At 67.5% G+C, this 22,862-nt stretch carries 22 protein-coding genes; 12 read left to right on the top strand and 10 right to left on the bottom strand.

The genetic code is table 11. The features are described 5' to 3' along the window. The first annotated feature begins 67 nt into the window (after window positions 1-67). The gene (groL, locus tag LGY53_RS36785) at window positions 68-1,678 is read left to right on the top strand and encodes a chaperonin GroEL (protein ID WP_225731310.1); all 1,611 of its coding nucleotides are present in this window, start codon (window positions 68-70) and stop codon (window positions 1,676-1,678) included. A gap of 223 nt (window positions 1,679-1,901) precedes the next feature. Here the strand turns inward: groL and LGY53_RS36780 are convergent, their stop codons facing one another. From LGY53_RS36780 to LGY53_RS36770, 3 genes are all read right to left on the bottom strand, one after another. Then, the gene (locus LGY53_RS36780; protein ID WP_167472250.1) at window positions 1,902-2,153 is read right to left on the bottom strand and encodes a hypothetical protein; all 252 of its coding nucleotides are present in this window, start codon (window positions 2,151-2,153) and stop codon (window positions 1,902-1,904) included. A 1-nt stretch (window position 2,154) separates the two neighbouring features. Next, window positions 2,155-2,730 (bottom strand): sigma-70 family RNA polymerase sigma factor, encoded by a 576-nt coding sequence (locus tag LGY53_RS36775; protein WP_225731309.1) that lies wholly within the window; start codon window positions 2,728-2,730, stop codon window positions 2,155-2,157. Window positions 2,731-3,137: 407 nt separating this feature from the next. Next, window positions 3,138-3,431 carry a WhiB family transcriptional regulator gene (locus LGY53_RS36770; RefSeq protein WP_167472252.1) on the bottom strand — a complete coding sequence of 98 codons (294 nt, stop codon included), beginning with the start codon at window positions 3,429-3,431 and terminating at the stop codon, window positions 3,138-3,140. Window positions 3,432-4,056: 625 nt separating this feature from the next. On the opposite strand from LGY53_RS36770, the gene LGY53_RS36765 reads away from it, so the two are divergent. From LGY53_RS36765 to LGY53_RS36755, 3 genes are all read left to right on the top strand, one after another. Then, window positions 4,057-5,400, top strand: a complete 1,344-nt coding sequence (locus LGY53_RS36765) for a hypothetical protein (RefSeq protein WP_225731308.1) — start codon at window positions 4,057-4,059, stop codon at window positions 5,398-5,400. A gap of 184 nt (window positions 5,401-5,584) precedes the next feature. Next, window positions 5,585-6,163, top strand: coding sequence for a sigma-70 family RNA polymerase sigma factor (locus tag LGY53_RS36760; RefSeq protein WP_225731307.1), 579 nt, complete (start codon window positions 5,585-5,587; stop codon window positions 6,161-6,163). Next, window positions 6,156-7,253 (top strand): anti-sigma-D factor RsdA, encoded by a 1,098-nt coding sequence (locus LGY53_RS36755; protein ID WP_225731306.1) that lies wholly within the window; start codon window positions 6,156-6,158, stop codon window positions 7,251-7,253. Before LGY53_RS36760 ends, LGY53_RS36755 begins: the two co-directional genes overlap by 8 nt. Before the next feature lie 119 nt (window positions 7,254-7,372). On the opposite strand, the gene LGY53_RS36750 is transcribed toward LGY53_RS36755, so the two are convergent. Next, window positions 7,373-7,786: a DUF5319 domain-containing protein gene (locus LGY53_RS36750; RefSeq protein ID WP_011207424.1), complete on the bottom strand. Its 414-nt coding sequence runs from the start codon at window positions 7,784-7,786 to the stop codon at window positions 7,373-7,375. Between the two features lie 229 nt (window positions 7,787-8,015). Between LGY53_RS36750 and guaB the strand changes: the two genes are divergently transcribed. Both guaB and LGY53_RS36740 read left to right on the top strand, forming a co-directional pair. After that, window positions 8,016-9,560, top strand: a complete 1,545-nt coding sequence (gene guaB / locus LGY53_RS36745; RefSeq protein ID WP_174867279.1) for an IMP dehydrogenase — start codon at window positions 8,016-8,018, stop codon at window positions 9,558-9,560. A 152-nt stretch (window positions 9,561-9,712) separates the two neighbouring features. After that, window positions 9,713-10,873, top strand: coding sequence for a GuaB3 family IMP dehydrogenase-related protein (locus LGY53_RS36740; protein WP_225731305.1), 1,161 nt, complete (start codon window positions 9,713-9,715; stop codon window positions 10,871-10,873). On the opposite strand, the gene LGY53_RS36735 is transcribed toward LGY53_RS36740, so the two are convergent. Continuing rightward, on the bottom strand, window positions 10,874-11,674 hold the full coding sequence (locus LGY53_RS36735; protein ID WP_167472257.1) for an alpha/beta fold hydrolase: 801 nt from the start codon (window positions 11,672-11,674) through the stop codon (window positions 10,874-10,876). Window positions 11,675-11,740: 66 nt separating this feature from the next. On the opposite strand from LGY53_RS36735, the gene guaA reads away from it, so the two are divergent. After that, on the top strand, window positions 11,741-13,312 hold the full coding sequence (gene guaA, locus LGY53_RS36730) for a glutamine-hydrolyzing GMP synthase (protein WP_225731304.1): 1,572 nt from the start codon (window positions 11,741-11,743) through the stop codon (window positions 13,310-13,312). Between the two features lie 33 nt (window positions 13,313-13,345). On the opposite strand, the gene LGY53_RS36725 is transcribed toward guaA, so the two are convergent. From LGY53_RS36725 to LGY53_RS36710, 4 genes are all read right to left on the bottom strand, one after another. Next, on the bottom strand, window positions 13,346-13,591 hold the full coding sequence (locus LGY53_RS36725; RefSeq protein WP_225731303.1) for a type II toxin-antitoxin system Phd/YefM family antitoxin: 246 nt from the start codon (window positions 13,589-13,591) through the stop codon (window positions 13,346-13,348). 79 nt (window positions 13,592-13,670) lie between these two features. After that, window positions 13,671-13,880, bottom strand: coding sequence for a hypothetical protein (locus LGY53_RS36720; RefSeq protein ID WP_167472259.1), 210 nt, complete (start codon window positions 13,878-13,880; stop codon window positions 13,671-13,673). Then, complete coding sequence (locus tag LGY53_RS36715; RefSeq protein ID WP_225731302.1) at window positions 13,870-15,387, bottom strand: PspC domain-containing protein; 1,518 nt, start codon at window positions 15,385-15,387, stop codon at window positions 13,870-13,872. The genes LGY53_RS36720 and LGY53_RS36715 overlap by 11 nt, the downstream gene beginning before the upstream one ends. Window positions 15,388-15,479: 92 nt before the next feature. Next, complete coding sequence (locus LGY53_RS36710) at window positions 15,480-16,133, bottom strand: MspA family porin (protein ID WP_225731301.1); 654 nt, start codon at window positions 16,131-16,133, stop codon at window positions 15,480-15,482. A gap of 241 nt (window positions 16,134-16,374) precedes the next feature. Here LGY53_RS36710 and LGY53_RS36705 point away from each other — a divergent pair, with 241 nt between their 5' ends. The 4 genes from LGY53_RS36705 (at window position 16,375) to LGY53_RS36690 (ending at window position 20,646) form a co-directional block, all read left to right on the top strand. Beyond that, entirely contained in the window at window positions 16,375-17,040 is a 666-nt protein-coding gene (locus LGY53_RS36705) for a transcriptional regulator (RefSeq protein ID WP_225731300.1), read from the top strand. 81 nt (window positions 17,041-17,121) lie between these two features. After that, window positions 17,122-18,375 carry an MFS transporter gene (locus LGY53_RS36700; RefSeq protein ID WP_225731299.1) on the top strand — a complete coding sequence of 418 codons (1,254 nt, stop codon included), beginning with the start codon at window positions 17,122-17,124 and terminating at the stop codon, window positions 18,373-18,375. Window positions 18,376-18,409: 34 nt separating this feature from the next. After that, entirely contained in the window at window positions 18,410-19,777 is a 1,368-nt protein-coding gene (locus LGY53_RS36695) for an ATP-binding protein (protein ID WP_225731298.1), read from the top strand. Between the two features lie 233 nt (window positions 19,778-20,010). Further along, window positions 20,011-20,646 (top strand): response regulator transcription factor, encoded by a 636-nt coding sequence (locus LGY53_RS36690; RefSeq protein ID WP_167479006.1) that lies wholly within the window; start codon window positions 20,011-20,013, stop codon window positions 20,644-20,646. A gap of 18 nt (window positions 20,647-20,664) precedes the next feature. Here the strand turns inward: LGY53_RS36690 and LGY53_RS36685 are convergent, their stop codons facing one another. Next, a complete protein-coding gene (locus LGY53_RS36685) occupies window positions 20,665-21,780 on the bottom strand; it encodes a serine/threonine-protein kinase (protein WP_225731297.1) in 1,116 nt (371 codons plus the stop codon). Between the two features lie 330 nt (window positions 21,781-22,110). Here LGY53_RS36685 and LGY53_RS36680 point away from each other — a divergent pair, with 330 nt between their 5' ends. Further along, window positions 22,111-22,848, top strand: coding sequence for a hypothetical protein (locus LGY53_RS36680; RefSeq protein ID WP_225731296.1), 738 nt, complete (start codon window positions 22,111-22,113; stop codon window positions 22,846-22,848). The last annotated feature ends 14 nt before the right edge of the window (window positions 22,849-22,862 follow it).

The raw sequence follows: 22,862 nt of genomic DNA, 5'->3' as shown, positions 1-22,862 counted from the left end.
CGGTTCCCCGACGCGGGGCCGGGGCAGCGTCGTCTCAACCCCGGAACCCCCAAAAGGAACAAGACTTATGGCAAAGCAGATCGAGTTCGACGAGAAGGCTCGTCGGGCTCTGGAACGCGGTGTCGACAAGCTCGCCGACGCCGTCAAGGTCACCCTCGGCCCGCGCGGCCGCCACGTCGTGCTCGCGAAGGCCTTCGGCGGCCCGACCGTGACCAACGACGGTGTCACCATCGCGCGCGACATCGAGCTGGAGGACCCGTTCGAGAACCTCGGCGCGCAACTGGTCAAGAGCGTCGCCACCAAGACCAATGACGTCGCGGGCGACGGCACCACCACCGCGACCGTGCTGGCCCAGGCGCTGGTGCGGGCCGGCCTGAAGAACATCGCGGCGGGCGCGAACCCGATCGCGGTCGGCTCCGGCATCGCCAAGGCCGCCGACGCGGTCTCCGAGGCGCTGCTGGCCGCCGCCACCCCGGTGTCGGGTGAGCAGGCCATCGCGCAGGTCGCCACCGTGTCCTCGCGCGACGAGGAGATCGGCGAAATGGTCGGCAAGGCGCTGACCACCGTCGGCAAGGACGGCGTCGTCACCGTCGAGGAGTCCTCGACGCTGCAGACCGAACTCGTCGTCACCGAGGGCGTGCAGTTCGACAAGGGCTTCCTGTCGCCGTACTTCGTCACCGATCCGGAGACCCAGCAGGCCGTGCTGGAGGATGCGCTCGTCCTGCTGAACCGCGAGAAGATCAGCTCGCTGCCCGACTTCCTGCCGCTGCTGGAGAAGATCGCCGAATCCGGCAAGTCCGTGCTGATCATCGCCGAGGATGTCGAGGGCGAGGCGCTGTCCACCCTGGTGGTCAACTCGATCCGCAAGACCATCAAGGCCGTCGCGGTGAAGGCGCCGTTCTTCGGCGACCGTCGCAAGGCGTTCCTCGACGACCTGGCCGTCGTCACCGCGGGCACCGTGATCAACCCCGACCTGGGCATCACCCTGCGCGAGGCCGGCCTCGACCTGCTCGGCCAGGCGCGGCGCGTCGTCGTCACCAAGGACGACACCACCATCATCGACGGCGCGGGCAGCGCGGACGATATCGCCGCCCGTGGCGCGCAGCTGCGCCGCGAGATCGAGGCCACCGATTCCGACTGGGATCGGGAGAAGCTCGAGGAGCGGCTGGCCAAGCTGGCCGGCGGCGTCGCGGTGATCAAGGTCGGCGCGGCCACCGAGACCGCGCTCAAGGAGCGCAAGTACCGGGTGGAGGACGCGGTGAGCGCGGCCAAGGCCGCCGTCGCCGAGGGCATCGTGCCCGGCGGTGGCACCGCGCTGGTGCAGGCCAGCGGCAAGCTGGTGGAACTGCGCGACTCGCTGTCCGGTGACGAGGCGGTCGGCGTCGAGGTGGTGCGTCAGGCACTGCAGGCGCCGCTGTACTGGATCGCCACCAACGCGGGCCTGGACGGCGCCGTTGTGGTCAGCAAGGTCGCCGAGGGCAAGGAGGGCTTCAACGCCGCCACCCTCACCTACGGCGATCTGCTCACCGACGGCGTCGTCGACCCGGTGAAGGTGACCCGTTCGGCGGTCGTCAACGCGGCCTCCGTCGCGCGCATGGTGCTCACCACCGAGAGCGCCGTTGTCGACAAGCCCGCCGAGGAGGCGGCCGACCACGGCCACCACGGTCACGCGCACTGAGCGACGCACGAACTGCGCGCTGAGCGACGCAGGAACAAGGCCCCCAAACCTGAAAAGGTTTGGGGGCCTTGTCCATATCCAAGCAACAACTGATTTCGTGAGTACATGGGTAACTCGTCGGGTACGCCCAAAACTCAGTCAGGCACTCAACCGGCAGCCGCCAACGTAAGTCTCGCGGCACCCAGTCTGGCCTGAAGGCGCGGAGAGGCGGGGGAGCGGAGCTTCAGGAGGCGACCGGCGGCTGCTCAGCGGCGATGGCGGCGAGCAGGCGATCACGCAGTGCGGACGGCGGCTGGGCCGCCGTCGTATCGGCGAGCGCCGCGAGTGCGTCTCTGGTGGACCGCACCTCTGCGATGAATTCCGCGCGTAGGGCAGGGTCTTCGGTGTCGAGCAGTTCCTGTACGGCTTGATGGTCTTCGTCGTCGATCGATCCGAGCGCGACGGTGTTCGCGAGATCGACCTGGCGTTCGTTCATCTCACGTCACCCCCAAACTTCTTTTCAGTCGTGTCAGCCCGTCCCGTATCCGGGACTTAACGGTCGGTAACCCTACGCCTAAATAATGCGCCACTTCCGCGTAGGTTCGCCCGCCGTAATAGGCGAGTGAGATTGCCTCCCGCTGGGTTTCGGTCAGCGTGGCCAGGCCGTCGAGCACCGCCTGCTGCTCCAGCCTGCGCTCGACCTCCTCGGTGACCTCGTCGAATTCGTTGCCGAGAACCCTTATGCCGTAGGCGACTTCGCGCGTGGTGTGGGCCTGCTCGGCTCGCACCCGGTCGACCGCCCTGCGGTGCGCGAGGGTCATCAACCACGTCACGGCCGAGCCCTTCGCCGGGTCGAAACTCGCTGCCGTGCGCCAGATCTGGAGATAGACCTCTTGCGTGGTCTCCTCCGCGTATCCGGGATCGTGCAGCACCCGTAGCACCAGGCCGAAGACGCGGGCGCAGGTCCGGTCGTAGAGCTCGGCGAAGGCTTCCTGGTCGGACCGGCCGCACCGGTGCAAAAGCGCGGCGAGCTCGATACTTTCGGCGGCGCGTGCCGAGACCGCAGAATCCACACTCGGTGGGAAGGCTTCTCTTCGGAACGAGTCGCCCTCTGCAGCCGGCGGCCGCGTTGTCACAACGCTCCATTCTGTGTCATCGGTCACTACGGTAGCGCCATGCGATGACTCGGATCCGCCGGGGGGTGTCGGCAAACCGCCTGTGTCCCAGCGATTTTGCGAGCTGCCTCGACACGCCAAGTGCCCAGTTCGGGGACACGCCGTGACACGCCGGTACCTTCCACGAAACGCCGAACCGGCGGTTCCGTCGCGTCGGACCTTCGCGGTCGCAGGCGAATCGTTGGTAATCGCAACGGTGCCCACGCCGGTGAACATTCGGCGGCACTCGTAGCGCCAGCTGTTTGCCGGGAGGTTGTTTGTCTGGAATTCGACGCGCGACACCGTTCGGATGGGAGATTTTTGGATCAGACCGCCATCCGCCTGCGGTTGCGCCGGGCGTGCATCTCCCGCTCGGTTTCCGACATTCCGCCCCAAATACCGTAGGGCTCACTGACTTTCAAGGCGTGGCTGCGGCACTGCATCAACACCGGGCAACTGCGGCAGATCTCCTTGGCGCGCATCTCGCGCGCGGTGCGGGCCCGACCCCGCTCGCCATCGGGATGGAAGAACACCGACGAGTCCTGCCCGCGGCAGGATCCGCGCATCTGCCAATCCCAGACATCGGCGTTCGGCCCGGGAAGGTGGGTGGGCATGGGCATGGTTGTGAACTCCTCGTGGTGCGAGCTCGTCGGCGTTGTCGAGCAGTCGTTCTGCAACAGTTGTCGGGCCACACGCCGGATGGGCGTGCTCTCGGCCTCGCCCGTTGCGGTCGCTGCAATTTCGCGCGGCGCCGACCGTGGCGTTGAGCTACGTTAGGTCCAGGCGCGAAATTCCGTCAATAGTTCGGCGCGGTAGTTTTCCAAATCTTTGGCGGACAAATTTAACCTCCGAGCTGTTTACTTTTCGCATTGGTTCCGGCGATACTGTTCGGTTGACCAATGCGCGGCGATGCCGTCATGCTCTTGTTGATCCCTCGTTTTCGCAGGTGAGAGCGTATTTTTGGGCGGAGCGGCCGGTCGGGATGGTGTCCGGTGCGACAGTGCTGGTCGCAAGCCCTTCCGTGACCCGTCAACTGCGGGCTTGTCGGAGATGGCGGAATCGGGGCGCCGAGGTTAATTGCGCGATAAGCGTGTGAATTTATCTGCCGCGCCCGATCGCATTCCGAAGATGAGTTTTACCTGATGGAAACATGATGTGAAGAGCGAAAATGCTACGGGTTTGCCCCACTCGCATACGGCGCTCCGATCCGGTGCTCGGCGACCTCGGCCGGGATAGAGTTCGGCGGTGCTCGCGCCAGTTCCGCTGACAGATTCACCCACCGCCCGCCTCGCCGCGGCCGCATTCGGCGAACGCCCAGGCGACGCCGCTGCCGAGTTGCCCACCGCCGCATCCGCACTCGATTCGTGGTATCGCGCGGTGATTCTCGGCGGCCAGGGAAGTTATGCCGCGGCGCGCGTGGAACTGCGCATTATTCGGGCGCGTCGCGCAGATTCGATACTTCTTTCGCTGGCCGCCAGCACCGAAGGTTCACTGCTGCGTCAACTCGGTTGGCACGCCCGCGCCGCCGTCCTCGACGGTCACGCCGCCGCCATCGCCCTGCCCCTGCTCCGCTCGCACCCCGACGCTCCGCGACTCCGAACCACCGTCACATCGCCCGATTCCGGCCGCCCGGGCGAGCCGGGATCCAATCGGCAACAGCCCGGGGAGCTCTCGGCACGGTCGGGCGCCGCCACATCCGGCGCTGCGATTCCCGGTGGTGGCCGAGCCGACCACGGGTACGCACCGGACGGCCCGGAACGACAAACCGCATACGCCGACCTCGCATACCGAGTCCATTCGGCCGCGCCGTCCGACTCGGTGCCCACGGACGACGCAGCCGCAGCGTCCGGCTCGGTGCCCCCGCTCGATTCGGTCCTAGCGTCCGGCTCGGCGCGCCCGCTCGATTCGGCCGCGGCGTCCGGCTTGCTGCCTCCGGATGACGCGGCCGCGGCGTCCGACTCGCTGCCCCCGGCAGATTCGCCGCTGTTGGGAATAGCTCTGCCTCGCGAGATTGTGCGCCCCGACATTCGCGACGCCGCGTGCGACGCGCTGACCGGCCTGGCCGCCGACGCGCTCGGCACCGGGCGGTTGGCGCTGGCGCGGCGGTTGTTGCGGCGCTCGGGGGAGCTCTTGCTCGTCGACGAGACCCGTTGGCGCGCATGGATTCGCTGGCACTGGGTGTGCGCCGAGACCGCACTGGCCGGTGGCTCGCCCGTGGCGCTCGCGCACGCCGAGGCCGCCATGGCGCTCGCCGAACGCGCGCCGTCGGTGCGGCACCGGGTCAAATCCCGGCTGCTGGTCGCCGCGGCCAACGCGGCTGCCGGACAACCCGATCGAGCCGCCGCACTCGCCGAGGCGGTGGCGGTGGACTGCGCGCGGCACGATCTGTTGCCGCTGCGCTGGGCCGCCGCGATGCTGCGTGCCGGCCTCGGGCCGGGATCGGATGCGCACCGCGCGGGCGCCGATATCACCCGGCCGGAAAACGATTCGGCCGCAACATCGCTCACCGATCTCACGGACGATCCGGTCGCGGAGGCGGCCATGTGCGCCGCCCGCATCGCGCGCCGCGGGGGCCGGTTCCGGGCCTAGTCGAACGGATTTCCGGTCGCTTCCTGGGAGAATCCTGGGCAAGCGGCGTGAGGTCGCGTCGAACACGACCGTGTTGCCCGGCTGCGTCTGTCGTATCGCTATTGTTAGACCCGTTCCGCCCCTTCGGCGGAAGCACTGGTCTTCACCGGCCGTGCCACTTGTAACGCCAGGAAATTCTCTGACGATGACGCACACGGGCGAAGAGTTGGACCTCGCCGTCGCTGCCGCTGCGCAGGGCGACAGATCCGCTTTAGCTCAGGTACTCGAGATGATCCGCCCGCTGGTGGTGCGTTATTGCCGCGCGCGGATCGGCGCCGCGGAGCGTGGGCAGCTCTCCGCGGATGACGTTGCGCAGGAGGTTTGTCTGGCCGTGATGACAGCCTTGCCCCGGTATCAAGACCAGGGCAGGCCCTTCATGGCTTTCGTGTACGGAATCGCTTCGCACAAGGTCGCCGACGCACATCGCAACGCCAGCCGTAACAAGGCGGAGGCGATGGCCGAAGTACCAGATGTCATATCCACCGACCAAGGGCCGGAACAGCGAGCTCTCGAATCCGAAGCCAGCACGCAGATGAACAAACTGCTGGCGACGCTTCCGGAAAAGCAGCGAGACATCCTGATCCTGCGTTTGGTTGTTGGTTTGTCAGCGGAAGAAACCGCGGTCGTCGTGGGCAGTACGGCGGGCGCTATACGAGTGGCTCAGCACAGGGCGCTCGCGAAACTCAAGTCTCAAGTGGCGAGGGCAGGTGAAATGTATGGCTAGGGATGGCGAGCGCGGTCGGGGCGACTGGAAGGCGCGGCGTGGATCGCGAAACAGCGGTCCCTACGCCGAGGCGTCCGGGGAGACCGGTCCGGTCGACATCGCCGCGGTACGTCGCGACGATGCGCTGATCGAAGCCATCGCCAGCGATGGGCCGGTGCCGACCGACAGCGCGGAGGAGTATCAGCTCGCTACGCTGCTGGCCAGCTGGCGTGCCGAACTTCTCTCCGAACCGCTGCCGAGCGACCCGGGTCTCGATGAGATCGTCGCGGCGGTGAATCAAGAGATCGGTGCGCGCAAGGTCCGTGTGGGCGCGCAGACCAGCAAGGGGCGACTACGGCTACTGCGCCCGCTCGCCGGGGCTGCGGCGGCGCTCGCCCTGGTCATCGGCGGTTTGATGGCGTTCTCCTACAACTCGGGTCCCGGCGATCCGCTGTGGGGAGTCAAGCAGGTCGTGTTCAGCGAGCAGGCGCAGAGCACCGTTGTGCAGCGCGCCAACGACGACCTGACCGCGGCGGCGGCCCTGCTGAACAGCCCGAATCCGAGTCAGCAGGACGTGCAGCAGGCGAAGGCGAAGCTGGAGCAGGCGCGGTCGAACGCGACCTCGGTCAACGACACCGGCAAGCAGGATCAGTTGGCGGAGCAGTTCAATCGACTGCTGGAACGGCTGAAGTCGGTGGCCAAGGACACGAATATCCCGATCCCGGAGATCACCACCGCACCGCATCCCAGCGATAAGCCGACCAGCTCCGGTTCGACGACGGTGCCGGTCACGCCGAATCCTGCGGTGGACGGCACCGTTTCGAATCCGGTCAAGCCGACGCCGTCCAACGGTAGCGAGCCGACCGGAACCGGAACGGGTTCGGGCACGTCGACCGGTTCGGAACCCAGCACCATCGGCAATCCGACCACCGCTCCGGTCACCGTGCCGCCGACGAGCGCGGCCGGGCCGACCTCGGTGCCCAGCCACCCCACCGTCGTGCCGACCACCGTGGCCTCGCCCACGGTGGTCGAGCCGACCGTGGATGGAAACCCCATCACCCGCCCGCATGTGAACCCGGGCACACCGGATAAGGCACCGGGCACTCGATAGTTACGAGCGCCAGCAAACAACTGGAAAACGCCATAATGCAAGACATCAACCGATCGCCGGATGGCGGTCGGCTTTTTGTCTTGTCACGGTGGGTCGTGCTGCGCGTGCCGTGACGAACGTCAGCTGTCGAACCCGTCGAATCCGTCGCCGTGGAACGCCTCGTTCATCGAGGCGTCCGCGTAGCCGCGGCAGTAGTCCCAGGTGACGTAGGCCTCGGGCGTCGGATCGTACGCGGGCTCGTGCGGGCGCACCGTGCCGTCGACCAACAGCTGAAGTAGGTTGGCGCGCAACATGTCCCAGTCGTGGTAGTGGTCTTGCCGGCAATCCTCGCAGCTGACCACGAGCCCGCGGATCCCGCGATGGGCTAGTAGCGCCTCATAGACCGCGAGGTCGGCGAGATCCTCCTCGACCGCAAGGCGCTCGTGGGGATCCAGCGGCTCGCCGGGCTCGATGGCGTCGAGCGCGGCGGACGGGTCGGAGGGGTCTCCGGCGAACGGATCCGGCGGCAAGCCAGGTGGTAGATGGTCACGCACATCCCCACGGTACGCAGAACAGGGTGGTCTGCGCCAGCTATGCGGCGTGCCAGTTTCGGTGGTGGCCTCAGTTGTTCGCGTGATTTGCCGGACAGATACCATGGGGGCAGGCGCGGGGCGGGTACCCGACACCATTCGCCCGGCCTCCACCGTCCATTCCATCAGCTGTCCGCCACGCCGGATCGGTCCGGCGTACGTGCTTTCGACGTTCCAGGAGGGGTCGATCCGAATGAGTGTTCCCGTAACGGGCGAACGAATCGCAGTCCGCCCTCCTACGGGTGGCGACGATCCGAACAAGATCGCCATGCTCGGCCTCACGTTCGACGATGTCCTGTTGCTGCCTGCGGCCTCGGATCTCATTCCAAGCTCGGTGGAGACCACCAGCTACCTCACCCGCGAGATCAAATTGCGCACGCCGCTGGTCAGTTCGGCCATGGACACCGTCACCGAGGCGCGAATGGCCATCTCGATGGCCCGCGCCGGCGGTATGGGCGTGTTGCACCGCAATCTGGCGACCGCGGATCAAGCCGCCCAGGTGGAGACGGTGAAGCGGTCCGAGGCGGGCATGGTGACCGATCCGGTCACCTGTCGTCCCACCGACACCCTCGCCGAGGTGGACGCGATGTGCGCTCGCTTCCGCATCTCCGGCCTGCCGGTGGTGGACGAGACCGGCGCGCTCGTCGGCATCATCACCAACCGCGACATGCGTTTCGAGGTCGATCAGGACCGCAAGGTCGCCGACGTGATGACCAAGGCACCGCTGATCACCGCGCAGGAGGGAGTCACCGCCGAGGCGGCGCTCGGCCTGCTGCGCAGGCACAAGGTGGAGAAGCTGCCGATAGTCGACGGCAACGGCAGGCTGCGCGGGCTCATCACCGTCAAGGATTTCGTCAAGACTGATCAGTACCCGAACGCCACCAAGGATCGCGACGGCCGCCTGCTGGTCGGCGCGGCGGTCGGCGTCGGCGAGGACGCCTGGTCGCGCGCCATGACGCTGGCCGACGCGGGTGTCGATGTGCTGATCGTCGATACCGCGCACGGCCATCAGGCCGGCGTGCTGCAGATGGTGGCCAAGGTGAAGGCCGAGGTCGGCGATCGCATCCAGATCGTCGGCGGCAATGTCGCCACTCGCGCCGGCGCGGCCGCACTGGTCGAGGCGGGCGCGGACGCGGTGAAGGTGGGTGTCGGTCCCGGCTCCATCTGCACCACCCGGGTGGTCGCCGGTGTCGGCGCCCCGCAGATCACCGCGATCCTGGAGGCCGTGGCGGCGTGCAGGCCGCACGGTGTTCCGGTGATCGCCGACGGCGGCATCCAGTTCTCCGGCGATATCGCCAAGGCGATCGCGGCGGGTGCGTCGACCGTGATGCTCGGCTCGCTGCTGGCGGGCACCGCGGAATCGCCCGGCGAGCTGATCCTGGTGGGCGGCAAGCAGTTCAAGAGCTATCGGGGTATGGGTTCGCTCGGCGCGATGCAGGGGCGCGGCCAGGCCAAGTCGTACTCCAAGGACCGCTACTTCCAGGACGACGTGCTCGCCGAGGACAAGCTGGTCCCCGAGGGCATCGAGGGCCGGGTGCCGTTCCGCGGCCCGGTCAATCAGGTGATCCATCAGCTGGTCGGCGGCCTGCGTGCGGCCATGGGCTACACCGGTTCGCAGTCCATCGCGGATCTGCAGCAGAAGCAGTTCGTGCAGATCACCGCGGCGGGGCTGAAAGAGAGCCACCCGCACGACATCACGATGACCGTCGAGGCGCCGAACTACACCGGGCGCGGCTGACGCCGAACCGGGTCCGGCGGCCGGATGCGCCGGACCCGGAAGCTTCGCCTACCCTGCTTGACGCGGGTGTACTGGACTGGACGGTCCGAGCATGATGGAACCTGTCCGCGGACGCCGGAAATCAACAGAGCAATCAGACACAGGAGACAAGCGTGCGCGACATGGTCGAGATCGGCATGGGCCGGACCGCCCGCCGTACCTATGAACTGGACGATGTGAACATCGTTCCGTCGCGCCGGACCCGTTCGTCGAAGCAGGTGTCGCTGTCCTGGCAGATGGACGCCTACCGTTTCGAGATCCCGTTCCTGACGCACCCGACCGATGCGCTCGTCTCGCCCGAATTCGCCGTTCAGCTCGGCAAACTCGGCGGTCTCGGGGTCATCAACGGCGAGGGTCTGTGGGCGCGGCACGCCGATGTCGCCGCCAAGATCGATCAGCTGCTCGAGCTGGTCAACAAGGGTGGATACGAGCGCGCCATCGGGTTGCTGCAGGAGCTGCACGCCGCGCCGATGCAGCCGGATCTGCTCGCGGCCGCGGTCGCGCACGTGCGGGCCGCGGGCGTGACGGTCGCCGTGCGGGTCAGCCCGCAGAACGCCCGCACGCTCACCCCGGCGCTGGTGCAGGCCGGGATCGATCTGCTCGTCGTGCACGGCACGATCATCTCCGCCGAACATGTCGGCGACGGTGAGCCGCTGAACCTCAAGACCTTCATCGCCGAACTCGATGTGCCGGTGGTCGCGGGCGGTGTCAGCGATCACCGCACCGCGCTGCATCTGATGCGGACCGGCGCGGCGGGCGTCATCGTCGGCTACGGTTCCACGCCCGGCGCGACGACGACGGGCGAGGTGCTCGGCATCGGCGTGCCGATGGCCACCGCGATCGCCGACGCCGCGGCCGCCAGGCGCGACTACCTGGACGAGACCGGCGGGCGCTACGTGCACGTCATCGCGGACGGGCAGATCGCGAACTCGGGCCAGCTGGCCAAGGCCATCGCCTGCGGCGCGGACGCCGCGATGCTCGGCTATCCGCTCGCGGTAGCCGCCGAGGCGCCGGGCCGCGGCTGGTACTGGCCGTCGGCGGCCGCGCATCCGTCGGTGCCGCGCGGCGCGCTGCTACCGGTCGACGAGGGCTGGCTCGACGACGAGGACTCCGGCGAGCTGGTCCAGCCGAGCCTGGAGCGGGTGCTCTACGGTCCGTCCGACGATCCGTTCGGTTCGCTGAATCTGGTTGGCGGACTGCGTCGTTCGATGGCGAAGGCCGGATATTCGGATCTGAAGGAGTTCCAGAAGGTCGGGCTCAGCGTCCGCGCCTGATCACGGCGCGTGCTGCGGTTCGGTGGTCGCGCGCAGGAATTGCTGGATGGCATGGTTCACCGGCTCCGGATGGGTCATGGTGACCGCGAGCCGGGCGCCCGCGATTTCCAGATAGGTGGAATCGGCGATGCCGCGCGCGAGCTGTTTGGCGCGTTCGCGGGCGATACCGCTGTCGGTGGCGTGAATCACCAAAGCGGGACAGGCGATTTCGGATAGCCGCTCCAGCACCGAATCGCGGCCGAGCAGACAGCCCGCCGCCACCTCGATGCCGCGACGGTCGCGCACCAGCCAGCGTTTGGTCCAGATCTCGCGGTACCAGTCGTCGTCGCCGATCAACCAGGAGGCGAGCCGATGCACGGCGGCCTCGCGCGATTCGTCGTCGTACCACTCGTCCAGGAATTTCTGAGTGGCCGACGACTGCTCCGGCGTCGGTCCATTCGCCTCGGTGCTGATCAGGATGAGCGCCGAAACCCGTTCCGGCGCGATGAGTGCGGTGCGCAGCGCGGTGAACCCGCCCTGTGCCGTGCCGCCGACCACCGCGCGTTCGACGCCGAGGTGGTCCAGGACGGTCAGCGCGTCGCGGGCGGCGGTCCAGTAGGTGAAGGGCAGGCCCTCGTCCCTGGTGCGGCCGTGTCCGCGCGCATCCCAGGAGACGATGCGGAATTCCGGTGACAGCGCGGCCATCTGGGACGCGAACATCGTTCGGTCCATGAAGAATTCGTGTGCCAGCAACACGACCGGACCGGTGCCACCGCTGTCCTCGTAATGGATGTCGGCATCGATCGCACGGGCGAATGGCACGAGCAAGAGGATAACCAGCGGTGAGGGGTGTGCGGACGAGTTCACCCCCATCACTAGACTGTGCCGGTGGCAGAATCCCAGAGACCCGTCCTCGTCGTCGACTTCGGTGCGCAATATGCCCAACTGATTGCCCGGCGGGTCCGTGAGTCGAGTGTCTACTCCGAGGTGATTCCGCATACCACCACCGTCGAGGAGATCGCGCGGCGGCAGCCGCTCGCGGTCATCCTGTCGGGCGGCCCGTCGAGCGTGTATGCCGATGGCGCACCGCAATTGGATCCGCGGCTGTTCGATCTCGACGTGCCGGTCTTCGGCATCTGCTACGGCTTCCAAGCGATGGCGCAGGCGCTCGGCGGCACGGTCACGCACACCGGAACCCGCGAATACGGCCGCACCGAACTGAGCGTGGACGGCGGCGTGTTGCACGGCGGCCTGCCGACGTTGCAGCCGGTCTGGATGAGCCACGGCGACGCGGTCACCGACGCGCCGTCGGGTTTCGAGGTCACCGGTACCAGTGCGGGTGCGCCGGTCGCGGCCTTCGAGGATCGGGCGCGCAAGCTGGCGGGTGTGCAGTACCACCCGGAGGTGCTGCATTCGCCGCACGGTCAGCAGGTGCTGAGCAGGTTCCTGCACGAGATGGCGGGTATTCCGGCCACCTGGACCCCGGCCAATATCGCCGAATCGCTGATCGCGCGGGTGCGCGAGCAGATCGGTACGGGTCATGCGATCTGTGGGCTGTCCGGCGGTGTCGATTCGGCGGTCGCCGCCGCGCTGGTGCAGCGGGCCATCGGGGATCGGCTCACCTGTGTGTTCGTCGATCACGGCCTGTTACGGGCGGGGGAGCGCGAGCAGGTGCAGCAGGATTTCGTCGCCGCGACCGGCGCCAAACTGGTGACCGTCGACGCGGTGGACAAGTTCCTCGGTGAGCTGAAGGGTGTCACCGATCCGGAGGAGAAGCGCAAGATCATCGGGCGTGAGTTCATCCGCTCGTTCGAGGACGCGGTGAGCGGGATCGTCACCGAACACGGCTCCGGCGGCGCGGTCCCGGAGGTCGAATTCCTGGTGCAGGGCACGCTTTACCCGGATGTCGTCGAATCCGGCGGCGGCAGCGGCACCGCGAACATCAAGAGCCATCACAATGTCGGCGGGCTGCCGGACGACCTGGAATTCGAACTGGTCGAGCCGCTGCGGCTGCTGTTCAAGGACGAGGTCCGCGCGGTCGGCCGCGAGCTCGGGCTGCCGGAGGAAATCGTCGCGCGCCAACCGTTCCCGGGTCCGGGGTTGGCCATCCGCATCGTCGGCGAGGTGACCGCGGACCGGTTGCGCACGCTGCGGCAGGCCGATGCCATCGCGCGCGAGGAGCTCACCGCCGCCGGACTGGACCGCCAGATCTGGCAGTGCCCGGTGGTGCTGCTCGCCGATGTGCGCAGCGTCGGCGTGCAGGGCGACGGCCGCACCTACGGACATCCGATCGTGCTGCGCCCGGTATCCAGCGAGGACGCGATGACCGCCGACTGGACCCGCCTCCCCTACGACGTCCTGGAACGCATCTCCACCCGCATCACCAACGAGGTGGCGGAGGTCAACCGCGTCGTACTCGACGTGACGAGCAAGCCCCCGGGCACCATCGAATGGGAGTGATTGCACCGCAAGCGTTTCGACGTCCGCGTGGGCTCAGTCCCCGTGGAAGTGAGCGGTGATGGCCTCGTTCGTGTTCGGGGAATCCAGATCTCGGCCCAAGACGAGTTGGCCGCGTAGCGAGCCGCGACCGGTACGGGCACGCATCGGTCGTATCGGGATCACCTTGGCGACGGGCGTGCCCGCGCGGCTGATCACGATTTCCTCGCCGTGTTCGACTCGGTCGATGATCCGGGAGAAGTGGGTTTCGGCGTCGTGGATGTCGAACTGCTCAGCTGGCATGTGGCCTCCTGGCCATGGGGTGATCTGGCAACGAAAATGGCCCATCCAGTGGATGGGCCATTTTACGAGTTGCGGCGTGTCAGCGGCGTTTTCGGGGGGACAGGACCAGGAGGCCGCCGACGATGATGGCGGCGAAGACGAGGACCCAGCCGAAGGGGATGGCGCCGCCGAAGAGGAGTGAGGACGGGCTGATGAAGGCCCAGAGGCTGACCAGCAGGGCCAGCACGCCGAGGATCAGCAGCATGGCGGATGGGCCTCGGGTCTGCCTGGTGTCGGGATTATCGGCCACGTTGCACCTCCGCGCTTCCGGTTCGGACGTTGATGTTCAGGTCGAGCACCGGATCGTTCGGTTTGTTCGGTCCGGTGATGCCCGCCGGGCATTTGCTGTTGTCGCCCATCCGCACATGGCAGGTGGTTCGCACGGTCATGTCGTCCGGCACCAGGATTCGGGCCTCACCCATCTTCACCGTGACATCCACCTTGTAGTTCTCGGTCAGATGCAGTGAGCGCAGATCGAGGGTGCCCTCGCCGACGCTGAGGTCGTACCTCGGCTGCAGGTCGGCCATAGTCGACGGCGCCCAGAGACGGTCGCCGACCTCGCCGCCGTTGAGGTCGATCGGCCCGGCCAGCGAGGCGAGGATCACGAATCCGGTGAGCGGGGCGGCGAGCACCAGCAGCCCGTAGCCGCGGCGCAGGAACGCGCCCGCCACCATGCCGAGCCCGAGCACCGCCAGCGCCACCGCGCCGATCCGGCCTGGCGTCATCCATTCCACCCCGGAGGCGGCCACCGCGCCCGCGGCCGCCGCCGCGAGGATGGCAAGGCCGATCACCACGGCCGTCAGCCGGGAACGCGGACGTTTGGGCTGCGGTGGCGCGACGACCGTGCGCACCGGCGTCGGATCGGGCAGATCCCAGGCCAGCGGCGCGACGCCGAGCGGATCCCACGACGGCGGGGTGCGGCCCTGACCGATGGAAGAGCTTGCGGCCGAAGATATTCCACCGGACCGCGGGCCGGCGTCGTTGCCGGCCGCGGCGTCGTTGCCGTGCTGATCCGGAGTCTTCCCTGGTGCGATCCCCTCTGAAGTCGTTGTCGCGGCTGATGATTCGGGCTTGGTGAGCAGCACCGTGTCGTTATCCTTCGGCAGCACAGTGGTTTTCGCCTCGTCATCCACGACAGGGTTATCGGGGACGTAGGAGTCCGGCAGCTTGGTGTACGGGCTGTACACATCGGTGCGCGGCACGCCGTTGGCGAAGGCGTCACCCGGATTGCGATGTCCCATTGGGAAAACGGCACCCGGATATCCCGTGGCGTTGAGTCCGCTGTCCGGGTACGGGCCGTCGGCCAGCGCACTGGTGCCCGGCGGCGGTTGCGGCGTGCGCATGTGCAGCATCCACCAGCCGGCGAGCAGCAGGGCCATACCGATCACCCCGGATCCGCCGAATCCGACGCCGACCGGGCCCGCGGCGCTCACCACGATGGCGAGCGCGACGATCAACACCACCGTTTTGGTGGTGGATTGCGAGCTGCGGCCCTTGCCGAGCAGCGCCTCGGCGGCCGACGACTCGCCGGCTTCGGGGAACAGCAGCCAGGCAAGCAGATAGAGCACGACACCGGAGCCGCCGAAGATCGTCGTCACCACCAGCGCGACCCGCACCAGCACGGGGTCGACTCCGTAGCGTTGACCGAATCCGGCCGCGACGCCGGCGATCGGGCCCTGCCGCGGCAACCGGACGGGCCGCGTGTGCCACATCTGCTGGAGCTGATCGCCGAAGCTTGTTTTCGTCATGGCTCCCATGGTGCGTTCGCGCCGAGCTCAGGCGCATCGGGGGGAACCCTGAAATGCCGCCTGATTCCTTGGAATGACCCCGGTAAGAGGGCTATTCGCGACTACAGCACGGTCGGGTCGCCGACCACCGCCCCCATTCCGGTGACCGCCGGGGATTCCGCGGTGATGGTGGTGTACGCCTGGATGGTCAGCGGTCCGGCGCAGTCCTCCACTCTGATATGGAAATCCTTGCTGATGATCGATCCGGTGACGCCGTCGGACAGATCCTTCTCACCGACCGGGACATCGGTGACCTTCCCCGGCTGCAGCGGCAGATCGAGCCCGATGCTGCCGCTGACCGTCGGTCCCGCGCTCAGATCGATGCTCGGCAGCAGTGCCGCCGGGCTGAGATCGACGCCGGCGGTGGCGCTCGCGCTGAAGCCGACCGAGGTATTCAGGTCCAGTTTCGGTTTCAACTCCACCGCGCACGCCACGAAATAACCGGTCTTCAAATGGCCTTTACCGGTGCCGATGACCTTGCCATATGCGGTGTCGTCCAGCATGACCTCCCGAACCGTCGGCATTCCGTTCAACGCGGGAATGGGATGCGCCACATTTTCGGTGTTCCCGACGGTGAATTCGAAACCCCCTGGCACGGTGTAGGTTTTCTCGTGCGGTGCGGGTCCGTCGGCCGTCGCCGCCGGCGCCGCGGCAAGACCGCCCAGCATGGTTGCGGCCACCGCGAGCACAGACTTCCAGTACATCGGTCCACCCATTCCCATTCCCTATTACCGTGACCCGCAAAAGGTTTCGTGGTCCTGCACACCAGAAACCCACCGTCGCGAAACAGCCTTCCGCCGCTTGCTGTACATCCCCTGGGAATTTCCGGGTAACGAGGTGTGACTCGGCTTAGCGCCGGGCTGTCACCGAGCCGAGTACGCCAGTGGCGCATAACCGCCAACAGTTCTTCGCGAAGAAGTCTTCGCGAAGAACTGTTGGCGGTTTACGGTGGCTGATATGAGTGACGCAAGCGCGGGGTCGACCGAGTCGAAATCCGAAGCGGCAACGGTGATTTTGGACGCCAAGGGGCTACGCGCCCTGGCTCATCCGGTGCGGGTGCAGGTGGTGGGGTTGCTGCGAAAGTACGGCCCGACCACTGCTACCCGTCTCGCCGAGCGGCTGGGCGTGAACTCGGGTACGGCCAGCTACCACCTGCGTCAACTCGGCGCGGCCGGGTTCGTCGAGGAGGACACCGAACGTGGCAATGCGCGCGAACGCTGGTGGCGCGCAGTACATCTGGCGACGAGATTCGACGACCCGGAGCTGGTCGAGCGAGAACCCGAGGCGGTGCTGGCCTATATGCAGTCCATCGCCGCGGTCCACAGCCTCGGCGCACAGCGGGCACTGAACGAATTTCAGACGATGCCGCGCGTGTGGCAAGACGTCTTCGAGATGAGCGACTGGGCCTTGCGACTCACTCCCGCGGAGGCCATCAACTTGCAGCGCGACTTGCACGACGTCATCGACCGCTATCGGCGTGATGCGCCAGGGGTGACAGCCGCTGCGCCCGACGGGGCCGAGCGAGTCGGCCTCGTCGTGCACGTGCTGCCCGAACTAGGTACCGCTGCCGAGTCGGGGACCGAGGCCAGTCTTCGGAATGCGTCGACAACGGAGACGTCCTGACCGTCGAGATCGGCCATCGCGAGGACGAGAGCAGTAGATCCTTGCTCTCGCAAGAGGTTACGCCTGGAGGGGGATTGTCCTGTGAGTGCACTATTGCAGGCCGAGCCGTTGGCTCCGTTGCGGCACAGAAACTTTCGCAGACTCGCTACTGGTCGTCTCATGACGTACTCGGCGAACATGATGGCGCCGGTGGCGCTCGCGTTCGCGGTGCTCGACCTGACGGGCTCGACCACCGACCTGGGATACGTCGTGGGGACACGCTCGATCACAAATGTGGCTCTGCTACTGCTCGGCGGTGTTGTCGCAGACCGCGTATCACGGGCGATGGTCCTACAGGGTTCGGCTCTGGTGGCGGCATGCGTTCAGGCTGCGATCGCGGCGAGCGTGCTGCTGCATTTCGCCTCGATCCCACTGCTGGTCGGGTTGAGCGCGCTCAATGGCGCGGTCGCGGCCATGTCGTTCCCGGCTTCGGCCGCGTCGACGCCGCAAACGGTGCCGCAGGAATTGTTGCGGCAGGCGAACGCCGTCATGCGGATCACGGTCAATATCGGCACGATCATCGGAGCCTCGCTCGGGGGTGTGCTCGTCGCGTCGTTGGGGCCGGGCTGGGGCCTGGGCTGCAACGCCGTGTTGTTCGCGTGCGCGGCGATGTTCTTCGCCGGGATCCGGATACCGGCCGCCACCGCGCAGTCCGTCGAACACGCACATCCGCTCACCGAGCTGGCCGATGGATGGCGTGAATTCTGGTCTCGCTCATGGGTGTGGAGTGTTGTACTCCTGTGCACGGTGGTGAATGCGGTACAGGCAGGTGGTGTGCAAGTCCTCGGGCCGGTGATCGCCAACCAGACCATGGGACGAACAGCGTGGGGTGTCGCGCTCACCGCGCAAATGGTCGGGGCGGTCGCCGGAGGGCTCATAGCAGCCAGATCCCGGATACACCGCATGCTCTACCTCGGGGTAGCCCTCATTCTCATGGCCGCACTACCGCTGATAGTCCTCGCCCTGGCCCCTACCGTCGCGCTGCTGGCCTTCACCATGTTCCTCAGCGGTGTAGCCCTCGAGCAAGTCACGGTCGCGTGGGATCTGTCTCTGCAGGAGAACATTCCGCCTGATCGTCTGGCCCGCGTGTACTCCTACGACGCGGTCGGATCGTTCCTGGCCCTCCCGATCGGGGAGATCGGTGCCGGAATACTCGCACAACATATCGGCAACAGCGCGACCCTGCTCGGCGGATCCGCAGCACTGGTAGCGGCCACCATCGCCACCCTCGGTAATCGCCAAGTGCGGAATCTGACCGCGCTACACGGTCGGGAAGATCAGGGTCTTTCCCCATAGCTGGCTGTCGGTGGGACATGCCAGTATCGAAGGCATGTATCCGTCTGCTCCTGCCTTCGAGGCCAGGGGGTTCCATGCGGCCCGCGGATTTGGTTCCGCGCCGGCCCTGGATCCCGGGCCGAACGTGTCGCGGCTGGTGCGGCGCTCGGGGGGCCGGATCGTCGGCGGCGTCGCAGGTGGCCTCGCCGACCATCTGCGGGTCGACGTGTTCAAGGTGCGGATGGCGTTCGTTCTGCTGTCCGCGCTGGCCGGGGCGGGCATCGTCGCGTACGGCCTGCTGTGGATCTTCACACCCGGCGGCGCCGACCAGGTTCGTCCATCGGGTGAGGAGCGGCGGCAGGCGATCGGGTTGGCGCTGCTCGGGCTCGGTCTCGCGGTCGCGGTGGGCTGGGTGTTCAGCGGGACCGCCGCCGATGTGATCGTCCCGATCGTCGTCGTCGCGGTCGGTGCGGCCCTGGTATGGCGCGAGTACGACACCGAAGGGCCGAAATCGCTGCTCGGCCTGCCCGCCAAACCGACGGTGGTTACCTGGGCGCGCATCATCGGCGGCGTCACGCTGATCGTGGTCGGGCTCGGCGTGATCGTGCTCGCGCAGATCGATCTGAGTTCGCTCGGGTCGGCGCTGGTGGCGGTGGCGGTCACGCTGATCGGCGGCGGTCTGCTCACGGTGCCGCTGTGGCTGCGCACCGTGCGGGCGCTGAATGCCGAGCGGGCGGCCCGCATCCGCAATGAGGAGCGCGAGGAGATCGCGTCCCACCTGCACGATTCGGTACTGCAGACGCTCGCGCTGATCCAGCGCCAGGCCAACGATCCGCAGGAGGTGGTCCGGCTGGCCCGCAGCCAGGAGCGCGAACTGCGCAGGTGGTTGTTCGAGGATTCCGGTCCGGCCCAGTCGAGTCTGGCGGCGGCGCTGCGCACCATCGCGGGCGAGGTGGAGGACCAGCACGGGGTGAAGGTGGCCCCGGTGACCGTCGGCGATGTGTCCATGGATGTCGGCGACACCGGATGCGGTCTGCCGAAGGAGCATTTCACGGCGCTGCTCGGCGCCACCCGCGAGGCGCTGGTGAACGCCGCCAAACATGCGGGCGTCCCGGAGATCGACCTGTTCGCCGAGGTAGAACCGCATCAGGTGAGTATTTTCGTACGCGACCGCGGCACCGGTTTCGATGTGTCCGCGGTGGCGTCCGACCGGCAGGGCGTCGCGAAATCCATTCACGCCAGGATCGAGCGGCGTGGCGGTTCGGTGGAGATCCTGTCCACCCCGGGCCGCGGCACCGAGGTGCGAATCTTCATGCCGCGCACCGACTCCGGCGACCAGAACGAGGTCGCCGAGGCCACGCCGGACGAGGTTCCGGTCTCGGCCACCGCGGTCACCGAGCCGGTGCGCATCCCCGGAGAATGAGTCCGGCTCCGGCTGCTCCGACGAAACAGCACGTCAGCCATTCGGCATGCGACGAAACGGCACACGACCGAGAGGCAAGGTTAAGGTGGCAGGGCAAACCAGCAGACCGATCTCGCCGGTCCATGGATAACTCGTCGGATACGCCCGAGACTCGGCCGGATATGCGGGCCGGGTACGAAATCGGCGAGACGTCCGCGATCGGTGAGGAGACACCGAGAGGCGGGGGAACGACCGTGCGGGTCTTTCTCGTCGATGATCACGCGGTATTCCGTTCCGGGGTGCGGGCGGAATTGAGCCGGGAAACCGATATGGAGGTGGTCGGCGAGGCGGGCGGAGTCGCCGAGGCGATCGCGGGCATCAATACGGCCAAACCGGATGTCGTGCTGCTCGACGTGCACATGCCGGACGGCGGCGGCGTCGCGGTACTGTCCGGAATCGACGACGGCCCGGTCTGTCTGGCGCTGAGCGTGTCCGATGCCGCGGAGGATGTGATCGCGGTGATCCGGGCGGGCGCTCGGGGCTATGTGACCAAGACCATCTCGGGCGCCGAACTGGCCGAGGGCATTCGGCGCGTCGCGGGTGGGGACGCGGTGTTCAGTCCGCGGCTGGCCGGTTTCGTCCTCGACTCGTTCACCGGCAGGTCACCGGCGCCGGAGCCGCCGCTGGATCCGGAACTCGATTCGCTGACCCCGCGCGAACTGGAGGTGTTGCGGCTGCTCGCCCGCGGCTACACCTACCGGGAGATCGCGGAAACGCTGTTCATCTCGGTGAAGACCGTGGAGACGCACGCCTCCAACGTGTTGCGGAAAACCCAGCAGTCCAATCGGAACGCACTCACCAGATGGGCGCATCGACGCCGGATCGATTGACCGCGTTGATCTTTCGCATCACATCAGCGCGATGATGATCGCGATGATGATGATCAGGCCGATCAGCAGGCCGATGGCGATGGCCAGCGGCGCGTTGCTCGGTTCCTTCTGCTTGGTGCGCTGCGGCGGTGTGGCGGGGCCGGCCTGCTGATTGCGGTGCGGCCGGGGCAGCGGTGTGGTGAGCGGGCTGCGCAGGCCCGGCGCCGAATTCCGGGCCGCCCACGCCGGAATGGTGCCGTCCTCGGTGCGTACCGGGGAACCGAGAATGTACGGCCCGGTGCCGGGACCGAAAGCGGCGGTGAGGATTTCGTCTCTGGCCTCGGCCATGGTCGGGCGGCGCTGCGGTGCGGGCTCCATCATGTGCAGCAGTGCCGCGGTGAGCACGCCGCTGCGGCTCGGCGGAATGATCTGCGCCATCGCCGCGCGCTGGACCAGGATTTCCGGATCCTCTTCGAGACCGAACGGCGGCTGACCCTCGATCGCGGTGTACAGCGTTGCGCCGAGCGCGAATACGTCGCTGGCTCTGGTCGGTTGCGCGCCGCGGGCGACCTCGGGGGGTAGGTACGCGGGGGTTCCGGTGATGACGCCGTCGGCCTCGTCGGCGTCGCCCGCGCCGCTGGAGATGCCGAAGTCGCTGAGCTTCGCCATGCCGACGGCCGGGCCGCGGTCGGCGACCAGGATATTGCCCGGCTTGATGTCGCGGTGCACGATGCCAGCGGCGTGCGCGGCGGCCAGCGCGTCGGCGACCTGCGCACCGATCTGGGCGACCTCGATCGGCGGCAGAATGTCCACCAGCGCCAGCGCTTTCGCGATGCTGCGCGATGGCAGATGCTCCATCACCAGCCAGGGTTCACCCGCCTCCAGCACCACGTCGTAGACGGCGATGGCGTGTTCGTGTGAGAGCTTCGCGGCGACCCGGCCCTCGTGCATGATCCGGTTGCGGATCTCGTTCGCCTCGGCTTCGCCGAGCCCGGCCGTGGAGAGCACCTGCTTGATGGCGACGTCCCGATCGAGTAGGCGGTCGTGCGCGAGCCAGACCGCGCCCATACCGCCACCGCCGATCTTGGATTGCAGACGGTAGCGGCCGGCCACCAGATAGTCGGGGCCGACGATGGGACGGGGACGATCGATCATGGGAGCAGAGTAGCTCCCCCGCCTCTCCGAGTCTTCAGGCCAGACTAAGTGCCGCGAGATTTCCGTTGGCGGCCGACGGTGGTCTCTCAGGCGGGTTAGCCCGTACCCGACAAGTTACCCATGTCCGTGCGAAATCAGCTGTTGCGTCGGATGTTCCATGGATACCTGTTATGGGTGCTCTTGACGGATTCCGGGGGTGGGTTTTCACTGAGGTCAACTCGAACGTATATTCGATAAGGATCGATAGCTGGATCGGTGCTGGCTTCCCTTTCGGTGGGGCGGCTCCGCGTGCTTCGCCCTGCGGTCCATCGTGGGAAGTAGGTGGTAGGGATGGGTTCGGATGCGGAATTGCCCAAGCCGACACTGGATGAGCTGCGCGGCAGGATTGCGGCGATACCCGGGCGTGGCGAATCGTCGGCTGCCGGGGCCCCGGCGGCGGATGGGCCGCGCCGGGAGCCGCTACCCGTGCCCGCCGCGCTTGCCGAATTGTTGCCGATGGGCGGGTTGGCGCGTGGATCCGTCGTCTCCTACACCGGGGCGAGCTCACTGCTCGCCGGGTTGCTGGCTACCGTGACCGGCACCGGCGGGTATGCCGCGCTGGTCGGGGTGCCCCGGCTCGGGTTGCTCGCCGCGGTGGAAATGGGGGCCCGGCTGGAGCGACTCGCGGTGGTCGCCGATCCCGGTCCGGATCCGGTGGCGGTGACCGCCGTGTTGCTCGACGGCATCGATCTGATCGTGCTCGGGCTCGGCGGCGCCGCGGTGCCGCCGAGCCGCGCCAAGGTGATCGCCGCACGCGCCCGCAGCAGGGGCGCGACCCTGGTGGTCACCGACGGCCGCTGGGACAATCCCGCGCTGCGGCTCACCGCCCGCATCGCCGGTTACGGCGGACTCGGCGCGGGCTCGGGGCGATTGCGTTCGGTCAGCCTCGACGTCGAGGCCCGCGGGAAGGCGGGCCCGCCCCGTCGTGGCCGAATCGACCTGCGCCCCAACGCCGGTCGCGTGGAATGGGTACGGCTGGACGCGATCACCTCGGTTCCGGATGCGACGACCGATGCCGCCGTCTCCTGAGTGCAGCGCGGTCC

It is taken from the genome of Nocardia sp. JCM 34519.1 (assembly GCF_020361265.1).
Lineage (GTDB): Bacteria > Actinomycetota > Actinomycetes > Mycobacteriales > Mycobacteriaceae > Nocardia > Nocardia arthritidis_A.
This window is presented reverse-complemented; position numbering and strand designations above follow the sequence as displayed.

Excerpts from the sequence above, each read along its gene's own strand:
- groL (WP_225731310.1), top strand. The coding sequence starts at position 68 with ATGGCAAAGCAGATCGAGTTCGACGAGAAGGCTCGTCGGGCTCTGGAA.
- LGY53_RS36780 (WP_167472250.1), bottom strand. The coding sequence starts at position 2,153 with ATGAACGAACGCCAGGTCGATCTCGCGAACACCGTCGCGCTCGGATCG.
- LGY53_RS36770 (WP_167472252.1), bottom strand. The coding sequence starts at position 3,431 with ATGCCCATGCCCACCCACCTTCCCGGGCCGAACGCCGATGTCTGGGAT.
- LGY53_RS36760 (WP_225731307.1), top strand. The coding sequence starts at position 5,585 with ATGACGCACACGGGCGAAGAGTTGGACCTCGCCGTCGCTGCCGCTGCG.
- LGY53_RS36755 (WP_225731306.1), top strand. The coding sequence starts at position 6,156 with ATGGCTAGGGATGGCGAGCGCGGTCGGGGCGACTGGAAGGCGCGGCGT.
- guaB (WP_174867279.1), top strand. The coding sequence starts at position 8,016 with ATGAGTGTTCCCGTAACGGGCGAACGAATCGCAGTCCGCCCTCCTACG.
- LGY53_RS36725 (WP_225731303.1), bottom strand. The coding sequence starts at position 13,591 with ATGCCAGCTGAGCAGTTCGACATCCACGACGCCGAAACCCACTTCTCC.
- LGY53_RS36715 (WP_225731302.1), bottom strand. The coding sequence starts at position 15,387 with ATGGGAGCCATGACGAAAACAAGCTTCGGCGATCAGCTCCAGCAGATG.
- LGY53_RS36710 (WP_225731301.1), bottom strand. The coding sequence starts at position 16,133 with ATGGGTGGACCGATGTACTGGAAGTCTGTGCTCGCGGTGGCCGCAACC.
- LGY53_RS36705 (WP_225731300.1), top strand. The coding sequence starts at position 16,375 with ATGAGTGACGCAAGCGCGGGGTCGACCGAGTCGAAATCCGAAGCGGCA.
- LGY53_RS36695 (WP_225731298.1), top strand. The coding sequence starts at position 18,410 with ATGTATCCGTCTGCTCCTGCCTTCGAGGCCAGGGGGTTCCATGCGGCC.
- LGY53_RS36685 (WP_225731297.1), bottom strand. The coding sequence starts at position 21,780 with ATGATCGATCGTCCCCGTCCCATCGTCGGCCCCGACTATCTGGTGGCC.
- LGY53_RS36680 (WP_225731296.1), top strand. The coding sequence starts at position 22,111 with ATGGGTTCGGATGCGGAATTGCCCAAGCCGACACTGGATGAGCTGCGC.